Source organism: Hymenobacter glaciei, assembly GCF_039539585.1.
Taxonomy (GTDB): domain Bacteria; phylum Bacteroidota; class Bacteroidia; order Cytophagales; family Hymenobacteraceae; genus Hymenobacter; species Hymenobacter glaciei.
The window spans coordinates 86672-105847 of record NZ_BAABDK010000029.1 but is presented as its reverse complement, the minus strand read 5'-3'; the positions used below and the strand labels follow the sequence as shown (position 1 = coordinate 105847).

The following is a 19176-nucleotide window of genomic DNA, read 5'->3' as shown; positions in this document are numbered from 1 at the left end:
GTTTACAGAACCCCGCCTCGTTACCGGGCGTATTCCGCGAGCAAACTACCACCCAATGACTGAACTGCAACGCCTACTCCTCGCCTACGACCGTCACCGCGCCGAAGCCCGCCCTTGCGCCCTGGCCACGGTGGTCGAGGTGCTGGGCTCGGCCTACCGCCGCCCCGGGGCCCGCATGCTCGTGACCGAAGACGGGGAGCTGACCGGCGCCATCAGCGGGGGCTGCCTGGAGGGCGATGCTCGCCAGCGGGCCCGCCAGTCCATTTTTCGGAGCCAGCCCGCCTTGGTCACCTACGACACCCGCGACGAGGACGACCCGCGCCACGGCCTTGGCCCCGGCTGCCAGGGCGTGGTGCGCATCCTGCTGGAACCGCTGGATTTTGCCGCGCCCGACAACCCGGTAGAGTTGCTCCGCAGCTTTGCCCAGCACCCCGAGCCGGCCGTGCTGGCCACGGTGTTCGCAGCCGATTCCTCGGGCCTGAAAGTAGCCGTGGGTCAGCGGGTGTTGCTATCCGCAACCGGCGCTCTGCGGGGCACTCCCCTACTGGCCGTCCCTCTGGCTGAGGCCGCCCGGGCTACGCTGGCCCAAGGTTTGTCGCAGGTACTCGACATTGAAACCGACGCCGGCCCCGTGCGGGCACTGCTGGAGGTCCTCACGCCACCGCTGCGCCTCGTCGTATACGGGGCCGGTAACGATGCCCAGCCGCTGGTACACCTGGCCGCTTCCCTCGGCTGGCACATTACGGTGCTGGATGGGCGGCCCAACCTGGCCAACGCCGCCCGCTTCCCGGAAGCGGCCGAAGTACGCATCGTGCCGGTACGCGAGTTGGAAGTGCAGGTTGCCGACGCCAGTGCCTACCACGTGCTGCTTAGCCACAACTACGCCTACGACTTGGCTGCGCTGCAAACCTTGCTGCCCACAGACGCGCCCTACATTGGCTTGCTTGGCCCTCGAGCCAAAGCCAGTCGGCTGCTTGAAGAACTGGAATTATCAGAAGCCGAAGCCAGTGACGTGCTGCAAAATCGCCTCCATAGCCCCATTGGTCTCGATTTGGGCAGCGAAACGCCGGAGGAAATTGCCCTAGCCATCGTAGCCGAGATTCAGGCCCGGCGGCACCAGCGCAACGGCCGGCCACTGCGCGAGCGGGCCGGAACGGTGCATAGCCCCGCGCTGGCAATGCCAACGGCAAGCTTTTAGCCAGTCGTTGCCGGTTCAACCAGTTGCTGTCAAACAAAAGCGGCCCGCGTCGAATGACGCGGGCCGCTTTGGCTATCGGGGCATCAATGAATTACTTCACGTTAACCAGCAAACCGAGGTAAATCAGGCGACCGATTTGCGGGCCACCGATAATCTGAATGTTGTTTGCGTTGAAGATGTTCGAGCCACCCACTTGCAGCGTCGAAGCCAGCTTGGGGATGGTGTAACCCACATAGGCGTCCGTGGTGCGGTAAGTAGCGATTTCGCCGGCGGCGAACGGCATCTCCTGCTGATGGCCTTCAATCCAGCGGTAGTTTACCGTGTAGTTCAGGTTCTTGGCTACAATACCGTTCACACCCAGGTTGTACTTGTGCTTGGGCGTGTTGAAGTAAGTGCGGAATCCGATGGGCAGGTTGCTGCGGTCGAGAACGTTGAGCGAATAGTTTCCGGTCAGGTTCAGGGCTTTGTTCAGGTAATACGTCAGGGCGAAAGTAACGCCCTGGGTACGCACCACCTGGCTGTTGTTCTGCGACACGAAGATGATGCGGGCTTCCGGCGTATTGAAACCGCTACCCGTGGTAATCGCACTCTTCACTACTGCTTCGCTGGGCCGGCTGCCGTTCAGATTGCCAATGAAGGCCACGCCGCCAATGAAGTCGTTGTAGCGGCTATTGAAGTAGCTGGCATCGACGTAGACATTGGGCAGAATTGCGCCTTTGTAGCCTACCTCATAGGTGTTCACGCGCTCCAGGCGGAGCTTGTCGATGCTAATTTCAAAGTCAGCCAGCTTCATTGTAGGGTCGTACGGGTTGTAGCCGCGGCCCTTTGCATCCGTGAAGCCGTAGCCCTGGTAGCCATTGCCAATGTTGCCGAGCAGAATGAACGAGCCTACGTCGGAGTGTAGGAACTGGTCGGTTTGCGAAGGGCTGCGGAAGGCCTGGCCGTAGCTGGCGCGGAAGTTATGCTGGTTGCGGCCGCCCAGCGAGTACACGGCGGCCACCCGCGGCGACAACGACGGGTTGAAGTTCTTGAAAAAGTCGACCCGGCCGGCGAGGGCCAGCTTCAGGTGGTCGTTAAGCGTCGAGTGGGTAATCTGAGCATAAGAACCGTACTCGTAGTTCGGGATGCGCTTACCATCCAAATCGTCAAACAACACGCCGCCCGAACCCAGCATATACTGGCGGTAGGCGGCGCCCACGATAAGGCCCGTTTTGGGGCTGCCGAGCACAAAGCTGCGCTGGGCGCTTACATCGCTCAGGCGCGAGTTGAAATGCTGGCCTGCGCCGGTCATGGGGTTGTTGTCCTGGGCAATCTTGTTGCGCAGGGAGTTGAACACGTCGCTGCCGGCTACTGGCAGCGTGGCATTGGCGGCGGCTTGTGCCGAAGCCAGGGCCATATCGACCGACTGCTTGCCTACCTGGCGGGCGTAGGTATAGGCCCCATTGTAAGTACCAAAATACTGTTGGGCATAGGTGGGCGACTGCGCGTTGGCCGGGTTCACTTTCGATTGCAGCACTTTGGTGCTCAGCTGCGTAAGCTCATAGCTGCTGCCCGTGAAGTCTTCGGTCGTGTAGGCCCGGATGAAGCCTTTTGAGCTTTTCAGCTCCAGGCGATACTGGTCGGTGCCCAGGTCTTTAATCCGGAAGCGGCTCAGGTTTTGGTAAGTGGAGGTGCCCACCCCGCGCTTGGCTTCAAACGTCAGCTTCAGGTCGCTGTTGAAGAGATAAGAAACGGCACCCTGCACACGGTACGAGCGAGTAGTGGTGTCGCCGGCAACCAAATCGCGCTCGGTGTAGCCGGGGATGTACACCCGCTTACCGTACAGCTCCGGGTTGACGCCCGGATACGGCGCAAAAGTCACATCGAGCTCGCCGTAGCGGTTCACGGCATCGTAACCCAGTGGCGAGCCCGTCGGATTAGTCGAAGAGGTTTGTGCGTTAAAATCATTGGCAATCCAGTCGTTGGCGCGGAAATAGCTGGCGTTTACTTTGAAAGCGAGCTTATCCGTAATCTTGTGAGCATAACGCAACTGCCCATCGAGCAGGCTGCGTTGGCCGCCGCGCAGGCGCACGCTCAGACCTTCGTACACAAACGGATCTTTTGAGTTGAAGAGCACCACGCCGCTCAACGCGTTCGAGCCGTAAAGAGCCGAGGCCGGACCGTGCACAATTTCGATGCTTTCCATGTCGAGCTCCGGAATGCCCACCATGTTGCCGGGGCTCAGGTTGAGCGACGGCAGGGCCGTATCCATGTAGTCGACGAGCTGAATCACCCGCTCCGATTTAGCCGTGTTAAAGCCGCGCGTGCTCACGCTGGTGAACAGCATCGAGGCCGAGTTTACGTCGATACCCGCCAAGTTGCCCAGCCCCGCCAACACCTCCGGCGTACTGATGCGCTCGACCTGCTTGGCCGACACCTTATCAATCGTTACCGGCGCACGCATGATGTTTTCCTCCACGCGGGAGGCCGAAACCACGGTTTCGCTCAGCATCGTGGCACTGGGTACCAACGACACATTCAGTTGGTCCTCCGGCTTCTGCAGTATAATCGACTGCGTTTCGTAGCCTACGTACGACACCAACAGTTCCACCGGACCATTTGCAAATGAGCCGTTGAGGTCAAAATGCCCATCCTGGTTGGTGCTGGTACCAACGTACGTACCCTTGATAAAGACTGTAGCCCCAGGCAACGGGTCCCCGGTATTGGTGAGCACTGCCCCACCAATGTGCGTTCCCGTTGGGTCGGGGGCCAAGCGTAGCTTTTTGGTTTTGGCTTTGGCTTTTGCAGAAACGTGATGCGGTACCGGAGTTGCACCCGGAGCGGCTGTAGCAGCGATAGTCGGAGCCAGCGCAGCTGCTACCAATGCAGAGTAAATTTTACGCATGAGAGTAATTAACGCGGTATATAAGAAAAGTCAAAATTATACACCACGATATGGTTCGGCTACCCTTTTTCGGCAGATACTACCTAACACAAGTTGAATGCCTCCCAATGCGGGACCAACTCTTTTACATACCGATACTCTGTTCAACTACATTAGCCGAAAAGCACTTATCTAGGGCTTATTTATCATATATACTGCGCGAACGATAAAAGCAAAACACAAGGCTTAAATTGAACCGAATGGCTTTCGGCTTTCCCAAAACGGGAAAATAATTACGTAGATACTCGCGCCTCCAGTTACCCACTCTCACGTTAGTATCGTTAAAATGCAAATCATCAACCACGCAAAATGATTTGTGGTTTATCCGCCACTCATGCTATCGAGTTGGTACACGGTAGCTAATACCGAGCTTCATTGCTAAGCCTTTCGCCGGTACCCGATAATAGGCGAAAGCCCAAATACTTTCCCAACTCCGAAGCCGGGCCGGTAGCCGGGCCGGTAGCCGGGCCGGTAGCCGGAAAAAATGTAGCAACTCCACACTCGCGCCAGCCAGCAGGCTGAAGCTACCGTGGGCCCCCTGGACCACCGGTACGATGGCGCTGGCCCGATACATATCGGCATGAAAGGCTGACTTGTCCGGAGTTTTGAGGCGCACAGGCAGTCGCTCGTAGCCCAGGCTTCCACCTTCAGCATAACCTTACGCCTGGCTAGCCAACGGCGACAAGAGCAGTATGGCATGTAGTAGACCAGGTTTGCGCTTAAGCAACTATTGAGATAAAAGCTTTTGCATCGGCAGGGCTGGCTAAGATGAATTGCCAAAGAAAGCGCTCGCTTGTCCGTAAATCGACTGCCACCAAACGGAAACGGCCCTCTACCGCTTGGTAAAGAGCCGAGTTATGAGCGCCTTAACTAGTGACTCTGAACAATTCTAAGCCTCGGCCGGGGCAACAGTTTCGCCCGAATACAAGCGGGCTTTACCAGGCAGCGTTTTGTGGCGCTCCTTGCCCAGGGCGGCGCTGGGCTCGGGCACCCAGTGGTGACGGCCGCCGGCTTTCTCGTCCTCAAACTCGGTAGGCGCGGTGCCCGCGGCGGTGCGCTCCTTCCAGGTGAGGTGCTCGGTGCCGTCGTCGGTGCGCTCCATCGTAATGCACTGCTCCACGGGGCACACCAGCGAGCATAGGTTGCAACCCACGCAGTTTTCCTCGATGATTTCGGGCACGCGAGTGCCGGCGTTCAGCTTAATGGCTTGGTGGGCGCCATCCTCGCAGGCCGTGTAGCACAGCTGGCAGCCGATGCACTTGTCCTCGTCGATGTTGGCTGTAACCTTATACTTCATGTTCAGGTCTTCCCAGTGCAGCACGTTGGGCAAAGCCTTACCCACCATGTCGTAAATGGTATTGAAGCCCTTTTCGACCATGTACTGCTCCAAACCCGAAGTCATTTCGCGGATGATGCCGAAGCCGAAGTGCATTACTGCCGTGCATACCTGCACCGAGCTCGCACCCAGCAGGATGTGCTCGACCGCGTCGCGCCAGTTCTCGATACCGCCAATGCCCGAAATGGGCAACTTAACATCGGGGTGCTGGGCGCAGTTTTTCACCATGTTCAGGGCAATGGGCTTCACGGCCGGGCCGCAGTAGCCGCCATTCGTACCCTTGCCGTCCACAATCGGGTATGGCGCAAAGTGGTCCAAATCAACGCCTACGATACTCTGAATCGTGTTGATGAGCGAGATGGCATCGGCGCCGCCGCGCCGGGCCGCCATGGCAGGCTCGGTGATGTCGGAGATGTTCGGGGTGAGCTTCACGATGACGGGCTTGGTAGCCACTTCCATCACCCACTCCACGATGGTTTGCAGCACCTTGGGCTCCTGGCCTACGGCCGAGCCCATGCCGCGCTCGCACATGCCATGCGGGCAGCCGAAATTCAGCTCGAACCCGTCGGCTCCCGCGTCCTGGCATTGGCGCACAATGTCGTGCCACTCCTGCCGGCTCTGCACCATCAGCGAGGCGATGACGGCGTGGTTGGGGAAGCGCTTTTTCACTTCCTCAATCTCGCGCAGGTTGTGCGAGAGCGGGCGGTCCGAAATCAGCTCGATGTTGTTGAAGCCGATGAGGCGCTTGTCGCGGTAGTTTACGCCGCCGTAGCGGCTCGATACATTGACCACGGGCACACCCAGGGTTTTCCACACCGCACCACCCCAGCCGGCGTCGAACGCCTTCATGATTTGGTAGCCGGAATTGGTGGGCGGGGCCGAAGCCAGCCAGAAGGGATTCGGCGATTTAATGCCGGCGAAATTGATGGATAAATCAGGCATAATGTAGCGCGGACTTTTAGTCCGCGATTGAATACGAAATGAAGGTTGGCTCAACTCGCGGACTGAAAGTCCGCGCTACTTGCTCAGATAAGCGTGGATACCACGAGCCGTCAGCTTGGCTTCAGCGGCGGCATTTACTACTTCCGCCCCCCCGTTCCACGCATCGCCGGAGGCGAAGTATTTCGGGTTCGACGTTTGGCCGGTGTGGGCATTGGCGATGATGCGGCCTTTGCCGTCCAGCTTCAGGCCTGGAATCAAGCTTAGGAATTCCGTTTGCTTGGCTTGGCCGGTGGCTTTAATCACCATGTCGCAGTCTTCCACAAATTCAGAACCGGCAATTTCCTGCACCTTGCCATCCTTGGTTTCGGTGCGGATAAATTTCACGCCTGCCACGTAGCCGTTACCGGTAATTTCTACCGGCGCCACGTTGAAAAGCCCCTTCACTCCTACCCCTTTGGCCAAGTCGTATTCGAACTCGTAAGCGCCCATTTCCTCCTTGGCGCGGCGGTAAGCCAGAATAACGGTGTCGGCTCCGAGGCGCGACGACTCAGAGGCAGCATCCATGGCGGTGTTGCCGCCACCCAGCACAATTACCTTGCGGCCCACAGCTACCTGATGATGATGCTGGCGTAATTCGGCAATAAATTCTACCGCACCAGTGCAATTGACTTTATCCTCACCCGGCAGACCCAACTCATTGGTCTTACCAAGTCCAATTCCGAGGAAAATAGCGTCGTATTTCTCTTCCAGTTTCGCCAATTCTTCGCGCGAAGAAATAGCCGAATTAAAATGCGTGTTATATCCGAATTGCGATTGCAAATAGGCCATTTCAGCCAACGTTTCTTCGTTGGTGATTTTGTACGGCGCAACGCCGTATACCGTCAGGCCCGAGGGCTGCGCTTTGGCTTCAAAAACATCAACGCTGTAACCTAGCGCCCGCAACTCGCAGGCAGCTGAAATACCGGCCGGCCCCGCGCCAATCACGGCCACTTTCTTCCCGTTGTCCGCCCCAGGACCGAACAGCTTTTCGCCGCTCTTAATCACCTTGGTGGTGGCGAAGCTTTGCAGACGGCCAATTTCAATTGGCTTCACTTCCTGCAGGTTATATACACAGGCACCTTCGCACAGCACTTCTGTGGGGCATACTTTTCCGCAAGCGTTGCCGAAGTAGTTGGCCTCGTAAATAGTACGCGCTGCGCCGGTGTCGTTGCCCGAATTTATCTGGCGAATAAACTGCGGAATATCAATCCCCGACGGGCACGCCTTTATACACGGCGCATCGAAGCAAAATAGGCAGCGGGAGCTTTCGTAAAGCGCCTCGGTGCGGTTCATCACCGGCTTCAGCTGCGCGAAGTTTTCCGCGAATTGCTGCTCGGTAGTAGGTGTAGAAAATTCGGCCATTGGGGCGGATTGATTCGGATTATTTGAGAATAAAGAACGGTCATGCTGAGCTTGTCGAAGCATCTCTACCGCGCAACCAATTATCATTAATTGCAACGAAGCGGCAGAGATGCTTCGACTGCGCTCAGCATGACCGTTCAGACGTCAGCGAAGGGCCTACAACTCTACCAGTTTCTCGTAGGTTTCGGGGCGACGGTCGCGGAAGAACTGCCAGGTGTTGCGCACTTCCTCAATCATGTCGAGGTCGAACTCAGCAATCAGCAATTCGTCCTTGTATTCATCGGCCTGCGCGATAATTTGGCCGCGAGGGTCCACGAAGTACGAGGTGCCGTAAAAGCGGCCCAGGTTCCAGGGCTTCTCCTCGCCCACGCGGTTGATGCAGCCCATGAAGTAACCGTTGGCGGCGGCATGCGCGGGCTGCTCCAGCTTCCAGAGGTACTGCGAGAGGCCAGCCACGGTAGCGGAGGGGTTGTACACGATTTCGGCGCCGTTCAGGCCCAGCACGCGGGCGCCGTCGGGGAAGTGGCGGTCGTAGCAGATGTACACGCCCACTTTGGCGTACTTGGTCTGGAACACGGGGTAGCCCATGTTGCCGGGCTTGAAGAAGAATTTCTCCCAGAAGCCGGTGGTGTGCGGGATGTGGTTTTTGCGGTACTTGCCGAGGTAGGTGCCGTCGGCATCAATCACGGCCGCCGTGTTGTAGAGAAAGCCGGCCGACTCCCGTTCGTACACGGGCACGATGATGACCATGTTGTATTTCTTGGCGTACTCGGCCATGCGGTCGGTTGTCGGGCCGGGCACCGATTCGGCCGAGGCGTACCAGGCTTTGTCTTGGCCGGGGCAGAAATACGGGGTGTTGAAGATTTCCTGCAGGCAAAGAATCTGTACGCCCTGGCGGCCGGCTTCTTCAATCAGCGGAATGTGCTTGGCTTCCATGGCCTGCATGATTTCGGCAATCGTGCCTTCGCCTTCGGTCATTGGCAGGCTCATCTGAATGAGGCCGGATTTAATAATTCTGGGCATTGTAGTTAGGTGGGGTTGAGTTTTAAATTCTGAATATTGAGTTAGCTGTCAGTCCGAATAAAGCCGAAGAATCTCGCGTGCTTCCGCTAATCATTGACGTTGCTACAATTGGTTTACTACTACACGCGAGATTCCTCGGCTTCGCTCGGAATGACGCGCTACTTTGCTTGTCTTAGATATTGGTTTTGCCGCGCTTAATAAACTGCCCGTAGCCTTTCTCGACTTTGGTTTCACCAGCGTCGACTGCTACTTGGCCGCGCAGTAGCACCGTGTCAATTTTACCAGTCAATTCCCAGCCTTCGTAGGCAGAGTAGTCGACATTCATGTGGTGAGACTCGGCCGAAATAGAATGCTTTTTATTTGGGTCGAGAATAACCAAATCGGCGTCGGCACCGATGCTGATGGTGCCTTTGCGCGGAAACATGCCAAAGATTTTGGCGGCGTTAGTCGACGTTACTTCCACGAATTTCTGAAGCGTGATTTTGCCTTTGTTTACGCCTTCCGAAAACAGCAATTCCATGCGGTGCTCCACGGCCGGATGTCCGTTGGGAATCTTCGAGAAGTCGTCCTTCCCCATCAGCTTCTGCTCCCACAGGAAGGGGCAATGGTCGGTACCGACTACGTTCACGAGGCCTTGGTTCAGACCGGCCCACAGCGTGGCTTGGTCTTTCTTCTCGCGCAACGGCGGCGACATCACCACTTTCGCGCCGTTGGTTTCGTCCTCGTACAACCGCGCATCGAGCACCAAGTACTGAATGCAGGTTTCGACGAGCACGCGCTGGTTGCGCTCGGTGGCGCGGCGCACCTGGTTGAGGGCGCCCTCGCAGGTGAGGTGCACGATGTAGGCATTCACGCCAGTGTAGTTGGCGATGTCGGCGAAACGGCCCGAAGCTTCGGATTCGGTTACTTCGGGCTGTGAGAGGTAGTGGTAGAGCGGCGTGAGCTTGCCCTGCGCCCGGTGCTGGGCGATGAGGGTGTCAATCATGTCGCCGTTGGTGGCGTGGGCCGTTACGAGGCCGCCGTGCTTTTTCACCTCCTGCATCAGGCCCACCATCTGCGCATCGTCAATCATGAGCGCGCCTTTGTAGGCCATAAAGGTTTTGAAGGACGTAATGCCTTCGGCAATCATGTCCTTAATTTCCTCCTTGGTGCTGGGGTTGAAATCCGTGACGGCCATGTGGAAGCTGTAGTCGCCCACGGCGTTGCCGGTGGCGCGGCCACTCCATTCCTCAAAAGCCGAACGCAGCGAACTGCCCTGCTTTTGCAGGACGAAGTCGATAACGGTGGTGGTGCCGCCATGTAGCGCGGCGCGGGTGCCCGTTTCGTAGGTATCGGAGCTGAAGGTGCCCATGAAGGGCATCTCCAAATGCACATGTGGGTCGATGCCGCCGGGCATAATCAATTTGCCGGTGCAGTCAATTACCTCCGCACCATCGGCCGACAGATTGCGGCCGATGGAAACGATGGTTTCGCCTTCAATCAGGATATCGCAGACGGAATCCGAGTCGGCGGTGACGACGCGGCCGTTTTTGAGAAGGATGGACATGTTCTGGATAACCTCACCCCCTGACCCCCTTTCCAAAAAAGAGGGGGCACCGGACAAGCTCGGTTTTTGAATACGACTGTTAGAAAGTACTTCCGGTACCCCTCTTTTTTGGAGAGGGGGTGAGGTTGATGTGGACGAGCGTTAGTGCACGTACTTATCCGCAATGCTAATAGCCTCGGAAATGATGGCCAAGCCTTCGTCAATCTCCTCCTTGTTAATCGTGAGCGGGGGGCAGATGAAAATGTAGTTCCAGCGCACGAAGGTGTACATGCCTAGGTCGCGGATTTTGGCAGCTACCTGGTTCATAATGTCCATCTGGGCAGGCGTGGCGTTCCAAGGGGCCATGGGCTCTTTGGTGGCGCGGTTTTTCACCAGCTCGATGCACCCGAAGAGACCGGTGTTGCGCCAGTCGCCGATGCTGGGGTGGTGGCGCATGAGCTGAGCCACTTGCTCGTCCATATACTTGCCCATCTCCACAGTGTTTTCGAGCAGGTTGTCGGTCTCGTAAATGTCGAGCACGGCCACGGCAGCGGCGCATGATACAGGATGCGCCGAGTAGGTCAGGCCCAGCGGCAGGGGTTTGTCGTCGAAGCTTTTGGCGATTTTCTCATCCACCATTACCGCCCCCAAAGGCAGGTAGCCAGCGGTGATGCCTTTGGCCATGCACATGATGTCGATTTTGACATTGTGATGGTCGGAGCCGAACCACTTGCCGGTGCGGCCGAAGCCCGACATCACCTCATCGGCGATGAGCAGGATGCCGTACTTGTCGCAGATTTCGCGGATGCGTGTCCAGTACGTGGGCGGGTACTTGATGCAGCCGGAAGTGCCCGATTCGCCTTCGAGCACGATGGCGGCCACGCTGCCTGGGTTCTCGTAGCCGATGATGCGCTCCATGGCCTCAGCGGCGCGCTGGGCGCATTGCTCGGGCGTGGTGCTGTGCCAGGGGCAACGGTAGAAAAACGGGTTTTCGACGTGAATGGTGCTGGGCATGGCCTGGCTGTCCACGGCAAACTTGCGGGGGTCGCCGCCCACACTCATCGCGCCGTAGCTGGCGCCATGAAACGACTGGTACAGCGACACAATCTTGTGGCGGCCGGTGTACACCCGCGCCAGCTTAATGGCGTTTTCGATGGCCTCAGCCCCACCCAGTGTAAAAAAAGCCTTGGTAAGGTTGGGCGCAGTGATTTCGGCCAGTTTCTTACCGAGGTCGCCGCGGGCCTTGGTAATCATGCCGGGGTACACGTAGCTGAGCTCGCGCATCTGGGCAGCTACGGCTTGGGTCACGCGCTGGTCGCCGTGGCCGATGTTCACGTTCATCAGCTGGGCCGAGAAGTCAATGTAGCGCTTGCCGTCGCGGTCGTACACGTACACGCCTTCGGCGCGCTCGGCGTTGATGGGGTTCAGGCCCGTTTGCTTCGACCACGAGAAGAGGGTGTGGTCGAGGTTGTCATGCAGGATTTGGTCTTTATCGAGGTCGTAGGTGGTTTCCATTAAGAGGGTGGCAAAAATGCCGTCTGTCATCCTGAGCGCAGCGAAGGACCTTGTCACGTCCGCGATGTTCGCTCTTTAATAATTTACTGCAAGCTATTCTATTGTCCTCAGGTCCTTCGCAAGCTCAGGATGACAGACTTTTCACAGAGCTAACCCTAGCTCATCCAGTTCACCCGCGACTCGGGGTTCCATTTGGTCGTGGTCTTTTTCAACTGCGTCCAGAACTCGATGGAGCTTTTGCCGGTGATGTCGCAGGCGCCGAATTTCGAGTCATTCCAGCCGCCGAAGGAGAAGGGCTCGCGGGGCACGGGCACGCCGATGTTCACGCCAATCATGCCAGCGTTGGCGTGGTCCATCACGTAGCGGGCGCTGCTGCCGCTGCTGGTGAAAACGGCCGCCGCGTTGCCGTAGGGGTTGGCGTTTTCGATGGCAATGGCCTCGTCAAGGGTGTTGGTGCGCATGATGGCGAGCACCGGGCCGAATACTTCTTCTTTGGCAATGCGCATGTCGGGCGTTACGTAGTCGATTACCGTGGCACCTACATAGTAGCCGTCTTCGGAGCCGGGCACTACGGCGTTGCGGCCGTCGAGCAGGACTTTCGCGCCGGCGGCTTCGGCTTCGGCAATGTGCTTTTCGATGCGCTCTTTGGCTTCTTTGCTGATGACGGAGCCGAGGTTCTGACCCACGACAATCTTCTTCGCCTCTTCCACGATTTTGGCCACGATGTCGTCAACGGCGCCCACTCCCACCATTGTGGAGCCGGCCATGCAGCGCTGGCCCGCGCAGCCCGACATGCTGGCGGCCACATTCGAGGCCGTCATTTCGGGGTGAGCATCGGGCAGCACCATCAGGTGGTTTTTGGCCCCGCCGAGGGCTACGCAACGCTTCAGGTTGCTGGTGGCGCGGATGTACACGACTTTAGCAATGGCGGTGGAGCCCACGAACGATACCGCCTGGATATCGGGATGGTCGCAGATGGCTTCCACGATTTCGCGGTCGCCGTTCACCACGTTCAGCACGCCGTCGGGCAGGCCGGCTTCTTTCAGCAGCTCGGCGATTTTTACGGCGCTCAGCGGCACCTGCTCCGAGGGCTTCAGAATCATGGTGTTACCGAGCACCAGGGCGTTCGGGATGGTCCAGTGGGGCACCATGTTGGGGAAGTTGAACGGGGCGATGCTGGCCACCACGCCCAGCGGCTTGCGCTCGGCGCGGGCTTCTACGCCCTTGCTCACTTCGAGAAATTCGCCCTGGATGAGCTGCGGCATGGAGCAGGCAAACTCGGTCAGCTCGATGGCTTTTTCGACTTCGGCACGGGCCTCGTCGTAGGTCTTGCCGTTCTCCTCGCGCACAAGGTCGGCGAGGGCTTTCATGTCGCGCTCGAGGAGGGTTTTGTAGCGATAAAAAATTTGGACTCTTTCCTTGATGGGCGTGGCCGACCACGTGGGGAAGGCGGCTTTAGCAGCTTGCACGGCGGCGTCGAGGTCAGCGGCTTTGCTCAGGGGCAGGGTAGAAATCAGCTGCCCGGAAAGCGGGCTGAACACGTCCATTGTGGCCGTTCCGGAATCGTTTGTGGACTTTCCACCCACGTAGTTCTGGATGGCGGGATATTTCAAGGTTTGGACTTCCATGTTATCTTAATGTTAAGCGGGGTGCAAGCTAAGGGTTTTGCACGAACTCGCACAATAGCCGAAACATAAATTTATTGTTTTTCCTGAATCGGCCCAAACAAATCAGCCGCTGACCCCTATCCAAAATGACAGGAGCCAGCGGCTGATTTTACTTTACCGCCTAAGCATTGGGCGGCTGGTTTCCAGCAGATGTAAAAATTTAAAGACATTCTGCTGAGTTGATTAAAGCTACTCACCGCCTCGTTACAGCGAATGAATTTCCCCAGCGGCTCGGGTGCTTCAACAGCGCTCAGCAGGGCGTTTTTCCGGAGTGTTATTCTTTCATGATTTTCCGAACTTCCGCACCATCGGCGCTGCTAATGGTGAGTAAGTACACACCGCCCGCCAGCTTGCTCAGGTCGAAGCTGGTGCTGGTGCGACCAGCTTCAGCCGTGATTTCGCGCACCAGGGCGCCGCGCAAATCGCGCAACGTAAGGGTGTGTGCGGCATTACCACGCAGTTCAACCGTAAGCTGATTGCTGACCGGGTTCGGGTAAATAGCGCCGGCTACCGTACCGACGGCTGGAGTAGTTGCCAAAGTACGAGCCTGGGTGCAGGACTGACCCGCTGTGTAAGTGAACGGCGTGGCCGAGTTGTTGCGCTCGGGGCCGCCAGCGCCTACCTGATAGGTGAAGTACAGGTTGGTAAGCGTGCCGGTGGCCAGGGGCAGCGTGTAGGTGAAATCCCCAGCTGCGTTCTTGGTCATTGAGTAGCCAGGGTAACCGCCGGAAGTGCCGTTGCGCAGGTAAAGAATGGCCAAGTTCCCTCCTGCGGTGGCGCCGAGCGGATGGAATGTGAAGGTGACATTACCGCCGCTGCTCACCGCGCCGTAGCTGAAGTCGGCAGTGGTGGCACAGTAGGTACCAGCCAGGGCACTGCTGACGGTCACGCTCGCAGCCGCTGAAGTAGTGACCGCGCTGGTGTTATCGGTGGCTTTGGCCGTGATGGTGTAGGTGCCAGCGCCTACGCCGGTCCAAGTGTAGCTGTATGGCGCACTGGTGTCGGTGTTTAGCAAAATCGTGCCGTTATAAAATGCCACCGAGCTTACGGTGCCGTTAGCATCGGCCGCGTTGGCACTGATGGTAATGCTGGCCGGGGCCGCGAAGCTGGCGCCATTAGCCGGCGAAGTCAGGCTGACAGTGGGCGGCGTGTTGCTGGACGCCGCCGTGAACGACATCCAGTTCAGATTCCAGCCCCCGGCGGCGGCGTATACGCGCAGTGTCTGCGCCCCGGCCGGCAGCGTCACGGTGGTGCTGATGGTGGTCCAGGCCTGCCAGTTGTTGGTGGCCCCGATGGCAATGCTGCCCAGGGTGGTGCCGGCGCTGTTGCGCAGCTGCGCCTGCCCGCCGCCCGAGAGGCTAGCCACGCGGAAGCCCACGGTGTAGGTGCCGGCCGTGGCCACGTTCACGGCGTAATCCATGTAATCGCCGGCGTCGATATAGCCTACATTCAGGCCACCGCCAGTATCGGTGGTGGTTTCGGTTTGAATGCCGAGCATGGCGGAGAAGCTCTCGGCCTGAATGGTGCCGGGAATCGGCTGGCCGGCTGGGGCAGCATTTACCGTAATGCTGACAGCAGCAGAGGTGGTCACGGCCCCGCCGTTGTCGGTGGCTTTAGCCGTGATGGAATAGCTTCCAGCAGCTATGCCCGTCCAAGTGTAGCTGTAGGGGCTGCTGGTGTCGGAGTTGAGCAGCGTGGTGCCATTGTAGAAATCAACTTTCGACACCGTGCCATCCGAGTCGGCCGCGTTGGCGTTGATGGTGACACTAGCCGGAGCGGTAAACGTAGCGCCATTGGCAGGCGAAGTCAGGCTGACGGTGGGGGCCACGTTGGTCGGCGCAGTGCCCACTTTATTGAGGCTGCGCAGGTTGTCGAAATAGTACACGTCGCCGGTACTGGAGTTCGGCGCGAACAGGAACACGAGGCGGTCGACGCTGACATCGGTGGTGCTGCCGTCGGGGGTGCTGGCGTAGGTGAACGTGAGGGTTTGCCAGGCGTTGGACTGCTTCACCACGGCCTGGTAGATGCTGTGGCGGCCGGCCGGGTAGTTGCCTGGCTGCGAGGCCGCGCTGCTTTCCAGCTGCCACGAAATCACCGTACCGACCGGCGCAGCGGTGTACACTTCCATCGCGAATACTTTGTCGCCCGACTTATACAGGCTGCCGTCTTTCACAGCGGCGGTGGCCAGGGTCAGCGCGTCGTAGGTCGAAGCCGAGTTGCGGGTGTACTTGGCCACGCGGGCCGAAGTGTTGACGCCGGTGGCCGAGGGGTTGTTCTGGGTGGCGAGGTAGGTGCCGTTGGCAGTCACATAGCTCACGTTGTGCGTGGCCTCGTAGTCCTCAAACAGCGTCCCGGCGGTGTAGGTGGGGTCGGCCACGTGCTTCACCACTTTCAGGTTGTCGAGGTAATAGGTATTGCCGGTGTTGGTGTTGCCATTGAAGAGCACGGCCAGCTGGTCGATGGCCAGGTTGGAGGTACCGGCATCAGGCGCGGTGTCGAAGCTGAGCGTAATGGTTTCCCAGGCGTTTTGCTTGGTGGTTACGGCCAGGTAGGTGCTGTTGCGGCCGGCGGGGTAGCTGCCCGTAGGCGCCGCGGCTACCTTGTTTTGCAGCGTAATGCGTACCGTGCTGCCCACTGGCGCGTCGGTAAACAGGTCGAGTTGCAGCTGGTAAGTCTGGTCCTTGAACTTGCCAGCATCGGTGATGACGGTGCCGGGAGGGCCGGCATTGAAAAACAGCACGTCGTAGGTTTGGGTGCTGTTGCGCACGTACTTGGCGGCGCGGGCCGAGGTGTTCACGCCCGTAGCCGATGGGTTGGCCACGCCAGCCGTGTAGGTACCGTTGGTGACGGCCGCATCGTAGCTGATGCGGCTAGTACCGTCGTAGTTTTCGATGATGTCGGTGGCGACCACCGGCGGCACGGGCTGGGCATACACCCGCACGTTGTCGAAGTAGAAGGTATTAGCGGTGTTCAGGCCGGGCTCAAACAGGAAGGCCACGTTGTTGATGGCAAAGATGTTGGTGCCCGCGTCAATGGTTTGTTCGTAGTTGAATTCCAACGTTTCCCAGGCGTTCTGACGGGTGGTAAAGGCCTTGTAGGAACTGTGCCGACCCATCGGGAAATTGGTCGCAGTCGTGACGGTACCGTTCTCGAACTGCATGGTGACGCGGCTGCCCACCGGCGCGGTCGAGTACACGTCGACGTACACCTTCTTCCGGCTCTGCGCGAAGTCATTGGCGTTGCCAATGGTAAGGCCCTGCACGTATAGCACGTCGTAGGTTTCAGACGGGTTGCGAACATACTTTCCTACCGCCGTCGAGGCATTGGGTGCGGCGGAGCCAGGGTTGGCCACGGCCTGCGTGAGGGTACCGGTGCGGGTTCCGTAAGTCAGAAAGCGGTTGGCCTGGAAATCCTCGTACACCTTCTCCAGCGTCAGTGCCAGGCTCATGGTCACGGCTTTGGTATACACGTTGGTGGTGCAGCCGGAGGTGGTAACAGTCACGGCCACAGTGCCGGCAGTGGTGCCGTAGTTCACCGAAATAGAGTTGGTGCCCTGCCCCGAAACGATGGTGGCCCCGGCCGGTACCGACCACGCATACGTGGCCCCGGCAATGGCATCGATGCGGTAGTTCTTGTACTGCTCGTTCTGGTACACGGCCTCATCACCGATGACGGCATAGTTGTACGTGCCCTTGTAAACCCGCACGTAGTCTACCAATGTTTGGGTAGGATAGTCGCCGGGCGTGGGCTGTATGTAGCCGGTGTAGCCCGAGCCTGGGCCGCCCACGGCCGCATTGAGAATCAGGTAAAACTGGTTGTCGTTGAAGGGGAAGGCGCCGGCGGCCGTCTGGGGCGTCACGGTGTTGTAGAGGTTGCCGTCCACGTAGAAGCGCAGCACGTCGGGGCCCCACTCGAGGGCGTAGACGTGGAAGCCGGTCGACAAATCGACTCCCGCTGAATAGGTGCGGCTGGCAAAGTAGGGGTTGCCGCCGCCCGCGTTGCCGATGGCCGTGCCCGACATCGAAGTCGGGTTCTTGTGCTTGGCCTCCATGATGTCGATTTCGCCGGTGTAGGGCCAGTTGCTGGGGTCGGCCAGCATCCAGAACGCCGGCCAGATGCCGCCGGCCGAAGGCAGCTGCATACGCGCCTCGATGCGCCCGTATTTGAAGGTCTGGAGCTTGCCCAGTCCAGCAACCTTTGATTCGATTTTGCCCGAGCTGTACTGGTAGGTATTGCCGCTGGGCGCCGTGGTGGTTTCGAGCCGGGTATTGATGGCGAGGTTGCCCCCGCCCACCACCAGGTTCTGGGCGCGGTAGTTCTGCAGCTCGGCATTGCCGAAGCCGCAAAGCGTGGGGCAGCCGTCGCCCACAATGACTTTCCACTTGGTTGTATCGAGGGCGGCTGTATTGAACTCATCGCCCCAGACGAGCTGGTTGCACTGGGCCCAAGTGCGGGAAGGCAGCAGGGTAAAAAGCAGGCCGAAACTGAGCAGCGCGGCCAGGCGGTTTTGCCACCGGAAAGCCGGAGGAGTAAGGTTTATTTTCATGGGTGGGGTTAGGATGAGGTTGGTCAGCGCGTCGCCCCTCCACTCCTCCCCGACTGCGCACCATTCACCGGCCGATGAACCTGCGTAATCCGGAACAAGCCACGGAGCAACGGCCCAAAGGTGAAAAAAATGTTAGTCAAAAGATGGCCACAAACGTTTGAAAAAGGCCTTTTATGCCTACCTCACTCCCCTCCTCATACGCTTACTACACAACTGCTCACCGCCGGGATGAACCCTACCGCCAGCCCGGCCCAGCCAATACTGGCCTCCCGGCATCCGCTAAAAAACAACGAAATAATTAGCCAATGCCAAAATTATGTACATCCTCCCGCCTCCACACTCCACCGGTTATAAATAAGTAGGGTGCGGGGCTTGCCCCCGCCCGTCGGCGAACCGCTCATAGTTGAATCGTTCACCGACGGGCGGGGACAAGCCCCGCACCCTACAAAAACACCAGTTGCTAGAGGGGCCGCAGCAGCACCCGCGCCGGCGCACCGTCGCTGTCCACAATTTTCAGCGGCAGGCACAGCATTTCGTACTCGCCGGGCACAATGTGTTGAAGGGCCAGCCCTTCGATAACGCAGATGCCCGCATCGAGCAGGGTGTGGTGGGTATCGGCCTTGCCCACGGAGAGGTAATCGACCCCGACACAGACCACGCCCCGGTCGCGCAAGTGGCGGGCCGCGTCGGCATCGAGCGCCACAAAATCGGGCTGAAAGGGCATCGTGCTCCACTCACTATCCGAAATGCGCGTGCGAAAAAGCAGGCGCGCGCCGGGCTCAATTTCCAACTGCTGCACCTCGGCCAGGCTGATGCTATGCGGGTCGGCGATGCCGACGACGCGGGCCGGGCCCATAAGGCGCGCCAGGTCAATGGTCGTGCTGTCGCCGGCGTCGGCGGTGAAGTGCAGCGGGGCATCGACGTGAGTGCCGGTATGGGCACTCATCGACACTTCGGTGACGTTGGCGGCCGCGCCGGTGGCAATGCTCAGCGTCTTTTTAATGTGAACGGGCGCATTATCGGGCCAGTGCACCATGCCGTCGCGGATTGGGGTGGTAGCGTCAAGCCAGGGAAGTGGGAGGGACATAATCGGTGAATTT

General features: G+C 58.8%; 10 protein-coding genes. 1 reads left to right on the top strand and 9 read right to left on the bottom strand.

Going from position 1 to position 19176, the window contains the following annotated elements; translation table 11 throughout:
• Positions 1 to 55 precede the first annotated feature (55 nt).
• Positions 56 to 1198, top strand: a complete 1143-nt coding sequence (locus ABD837_RS18230; RefSeq protein ID WP_345057339.1) for an XdhC family protein — start codon at positions 56 to 58, stop codon at positions 1196 to 1198.
• Positions 1199 to 1289: 91 nt separating this feature from the next.
• Here ABD837_RS18230 and ABD837_RS18225 read toward each other — a convergent pair whose 3' ends face one another.
• The 9 genes from ABD837_RS18225 to ABD837_RS18185 form a co-directional block, all read right to left on the bottom strand.
• The gene (locus tag ABD837_RS18225; protein WP_345057337.1) at positions 1290 to 4082 is read right to left on the bottom strand and encodes a TonB-dependent receptor; all 2793 of its coding nucleotides are present in this window, start codon (positions 4080 to 4082) and stop codon (positions 1290 to 1292) included.
• Positions 4083 to 5010: 928 nt separating this feature from the next.
• Positions 5011 to 6399, bottom strand: coding sequence for an NAD-dependent dihydropyrimidine dehydrogenase subunit PreA (gene preA / locus ABD837_RS18220; protein WP_345057335.1), 1389 nt, complete (start codon positions 6397 to 6399; stop codon positions 5011 to 5013).
• A gap of 75 nt (positions 6400 to 6474) precedes the next feature.
• Positions 6475 to 7800: an FAD-dependent oxidoreductase gene (locus ABD837_RS18215; RefSeq protein ID WP_345057333.1), complete on the bottom strand. Its 1326-nt coding sequence runs from the start codon at positions 7798 to 7800 to the stop codon at positions 6475 to 6477.
• A gap of 156 nt (positions 7801 to 7956) precedes the next feature.
• The gene (locus tag ABD837_RS18210) at positions 7957 to 8823 is read right to left on the bottom strand and encodes a nitrilase-related carbon-nitrogen hydrolase (protein WP_345057331.1); all 867 of its coding nucleotides are present in this window, start codon (positions 8821 to 8823) and stop codon (positions 7957 to 7959) included.
• Positions 8824 to 8995: 172 nt separating this feature from the next.
• Positions 8996 to 10369 carry a dihydropyrimidinase gene (gene hydA / locus ABD837_RS18205; protein ID WP_345057329.1) on the bottom strand — a complete coding sequence of 458 codons (1374 nt, stop codon included), beginning with the start codon at positions 10367 to 10369 and terminating at the stop codon, positions 8996 to 8998.
• A gap of 141 nt (positions 10370 to 10510) precedes the next feature.
• A complete protein-coding gene (locus ABD837_RS18200; RefSeq protein WP_345057325.1) occupies positions 10511 to 11863 on the bottom strand; it encodes an aminotransferase class III-fold pyridoxal phosphate-dependent enzyme in 1353 nt (450 codons plus the stop codon).
• A 155-nt stretch (positions 11864 to 12018) separates the two neighbouring features.
• Positions 12019 to 13491, bottom strand: coding sequence for a CoA-acylating methylmalonate-semialdehyde dehydrogenase (locus ABD837_RS18195; RefSeq protein WP_345057323.1), 1473 nt, complete (start codon positions 13489 to 13491; stop codon positions 12019 to 12021).
• A gap of 313 nt (positions 13492 to 13804) precedes the next feature.
• On the bottom strand, positions 13805 to 18076 hold the full coding sequence (locus ABD837_RS18190; RefSeq protein ID WP_345057321.1) for an Ig-like domain-containing protein: 4272 nt from the start codon (positions 18074 to 18076) through the stop codon (positions 13805 to 13807).
• A gap of 460 nt (positions 18077 to 18536) precedes the next feature.
• The gene (locus tag ABD837_RS18185; protein WP_345057319.1) at positions 18537 to 19163 is read right to left on the bottom strand and encodes a cyclase family protein; all 627 of its coding nucleotides are present in this window, start codon (positions 19161 to 19163) and stop codon (positions 18537 to 18539) included.
• Between the last annotated feature and the right edge of the window lie 13 nt (positions 19164 to 19176).

What these genes read in the sequence shown, in the direction of transcription:
- ABD837_RS18210 (WP_345057331.1), bottom strand. Translation starts at nt 8,823, where the DNA reads ATGCCCAGAATTATTAAATCCGGCCTCATTCAGATGAGCCTGCCAATG.
- preA (WP_345057335.1), bottom strand. Translation starts at nt 6,399, where the DNA reads ATGCCTGATTTATCCATCAATTTCGCCGGCATTAAATCGCCGAATCCC.
- ABD837_RS18225 (WP_345057337.1), bottom strand. Translation starts at nt 4,082, where the DNA reads ATGCGTAAAATTTACTCTGCATTGGTAGCAGCTGCGCTGGCTCCGACT.
- ABD837_RS18185 (WP_345057319.1), bottom strand. Translation starts at nt 19,163, where the DNA reads ATGTCCCTCCCACTTCCCTGGCTTGACGCTACCACCCCAATCCGCGAC.
- ABD837_RS18190 (WP_345057321.1), bottom strand. Translation starts at nt 18,076, where the DNA reads ATGAAAATAAACCTTACTCCTCCGGCTTTCCGGTGGCAAAACCGCCTG.
- ABD837_RS18230 (WP_345057339.1), top strand. Translation starts at nt 56, where the DNA reads ATGACTGAACTGCAACGCCTACTCCTCGCCTACGACCGTCACCGCGCC.
- ABD837_RS18200 (WP_345057325.1), bottom strand. Translation starts at nt 11,863, where the DNA reads ATGGAAACCACCTACGACCTCGATAAAGACCAAATCCTGCATGACAAC.
- ABD837_RS18195 (WP_345057323.1), bottom strand. Translation starts at nt 13,491, where the DNA reads ATGGAAGTCCAAACCTTGAAATATCCCGCCATCCAGAACTACGTGGGT.
- ABD837_RS18215 (WP_345057333.1), bottom strand. Translation starts at nt 7,800, where the DNA reads ATGGCCGAATTTTCTACACCTACTACCGAGCAGCAATTCGCGGAAAAC.
- hydA (WP_345057329.1), bottom strand. Translation starts at nt 10,369, where the DNA reads ATGTCCATCCTTCTCAAAAACGGCCGCGTCGTCACCGCCGACTCGGAT.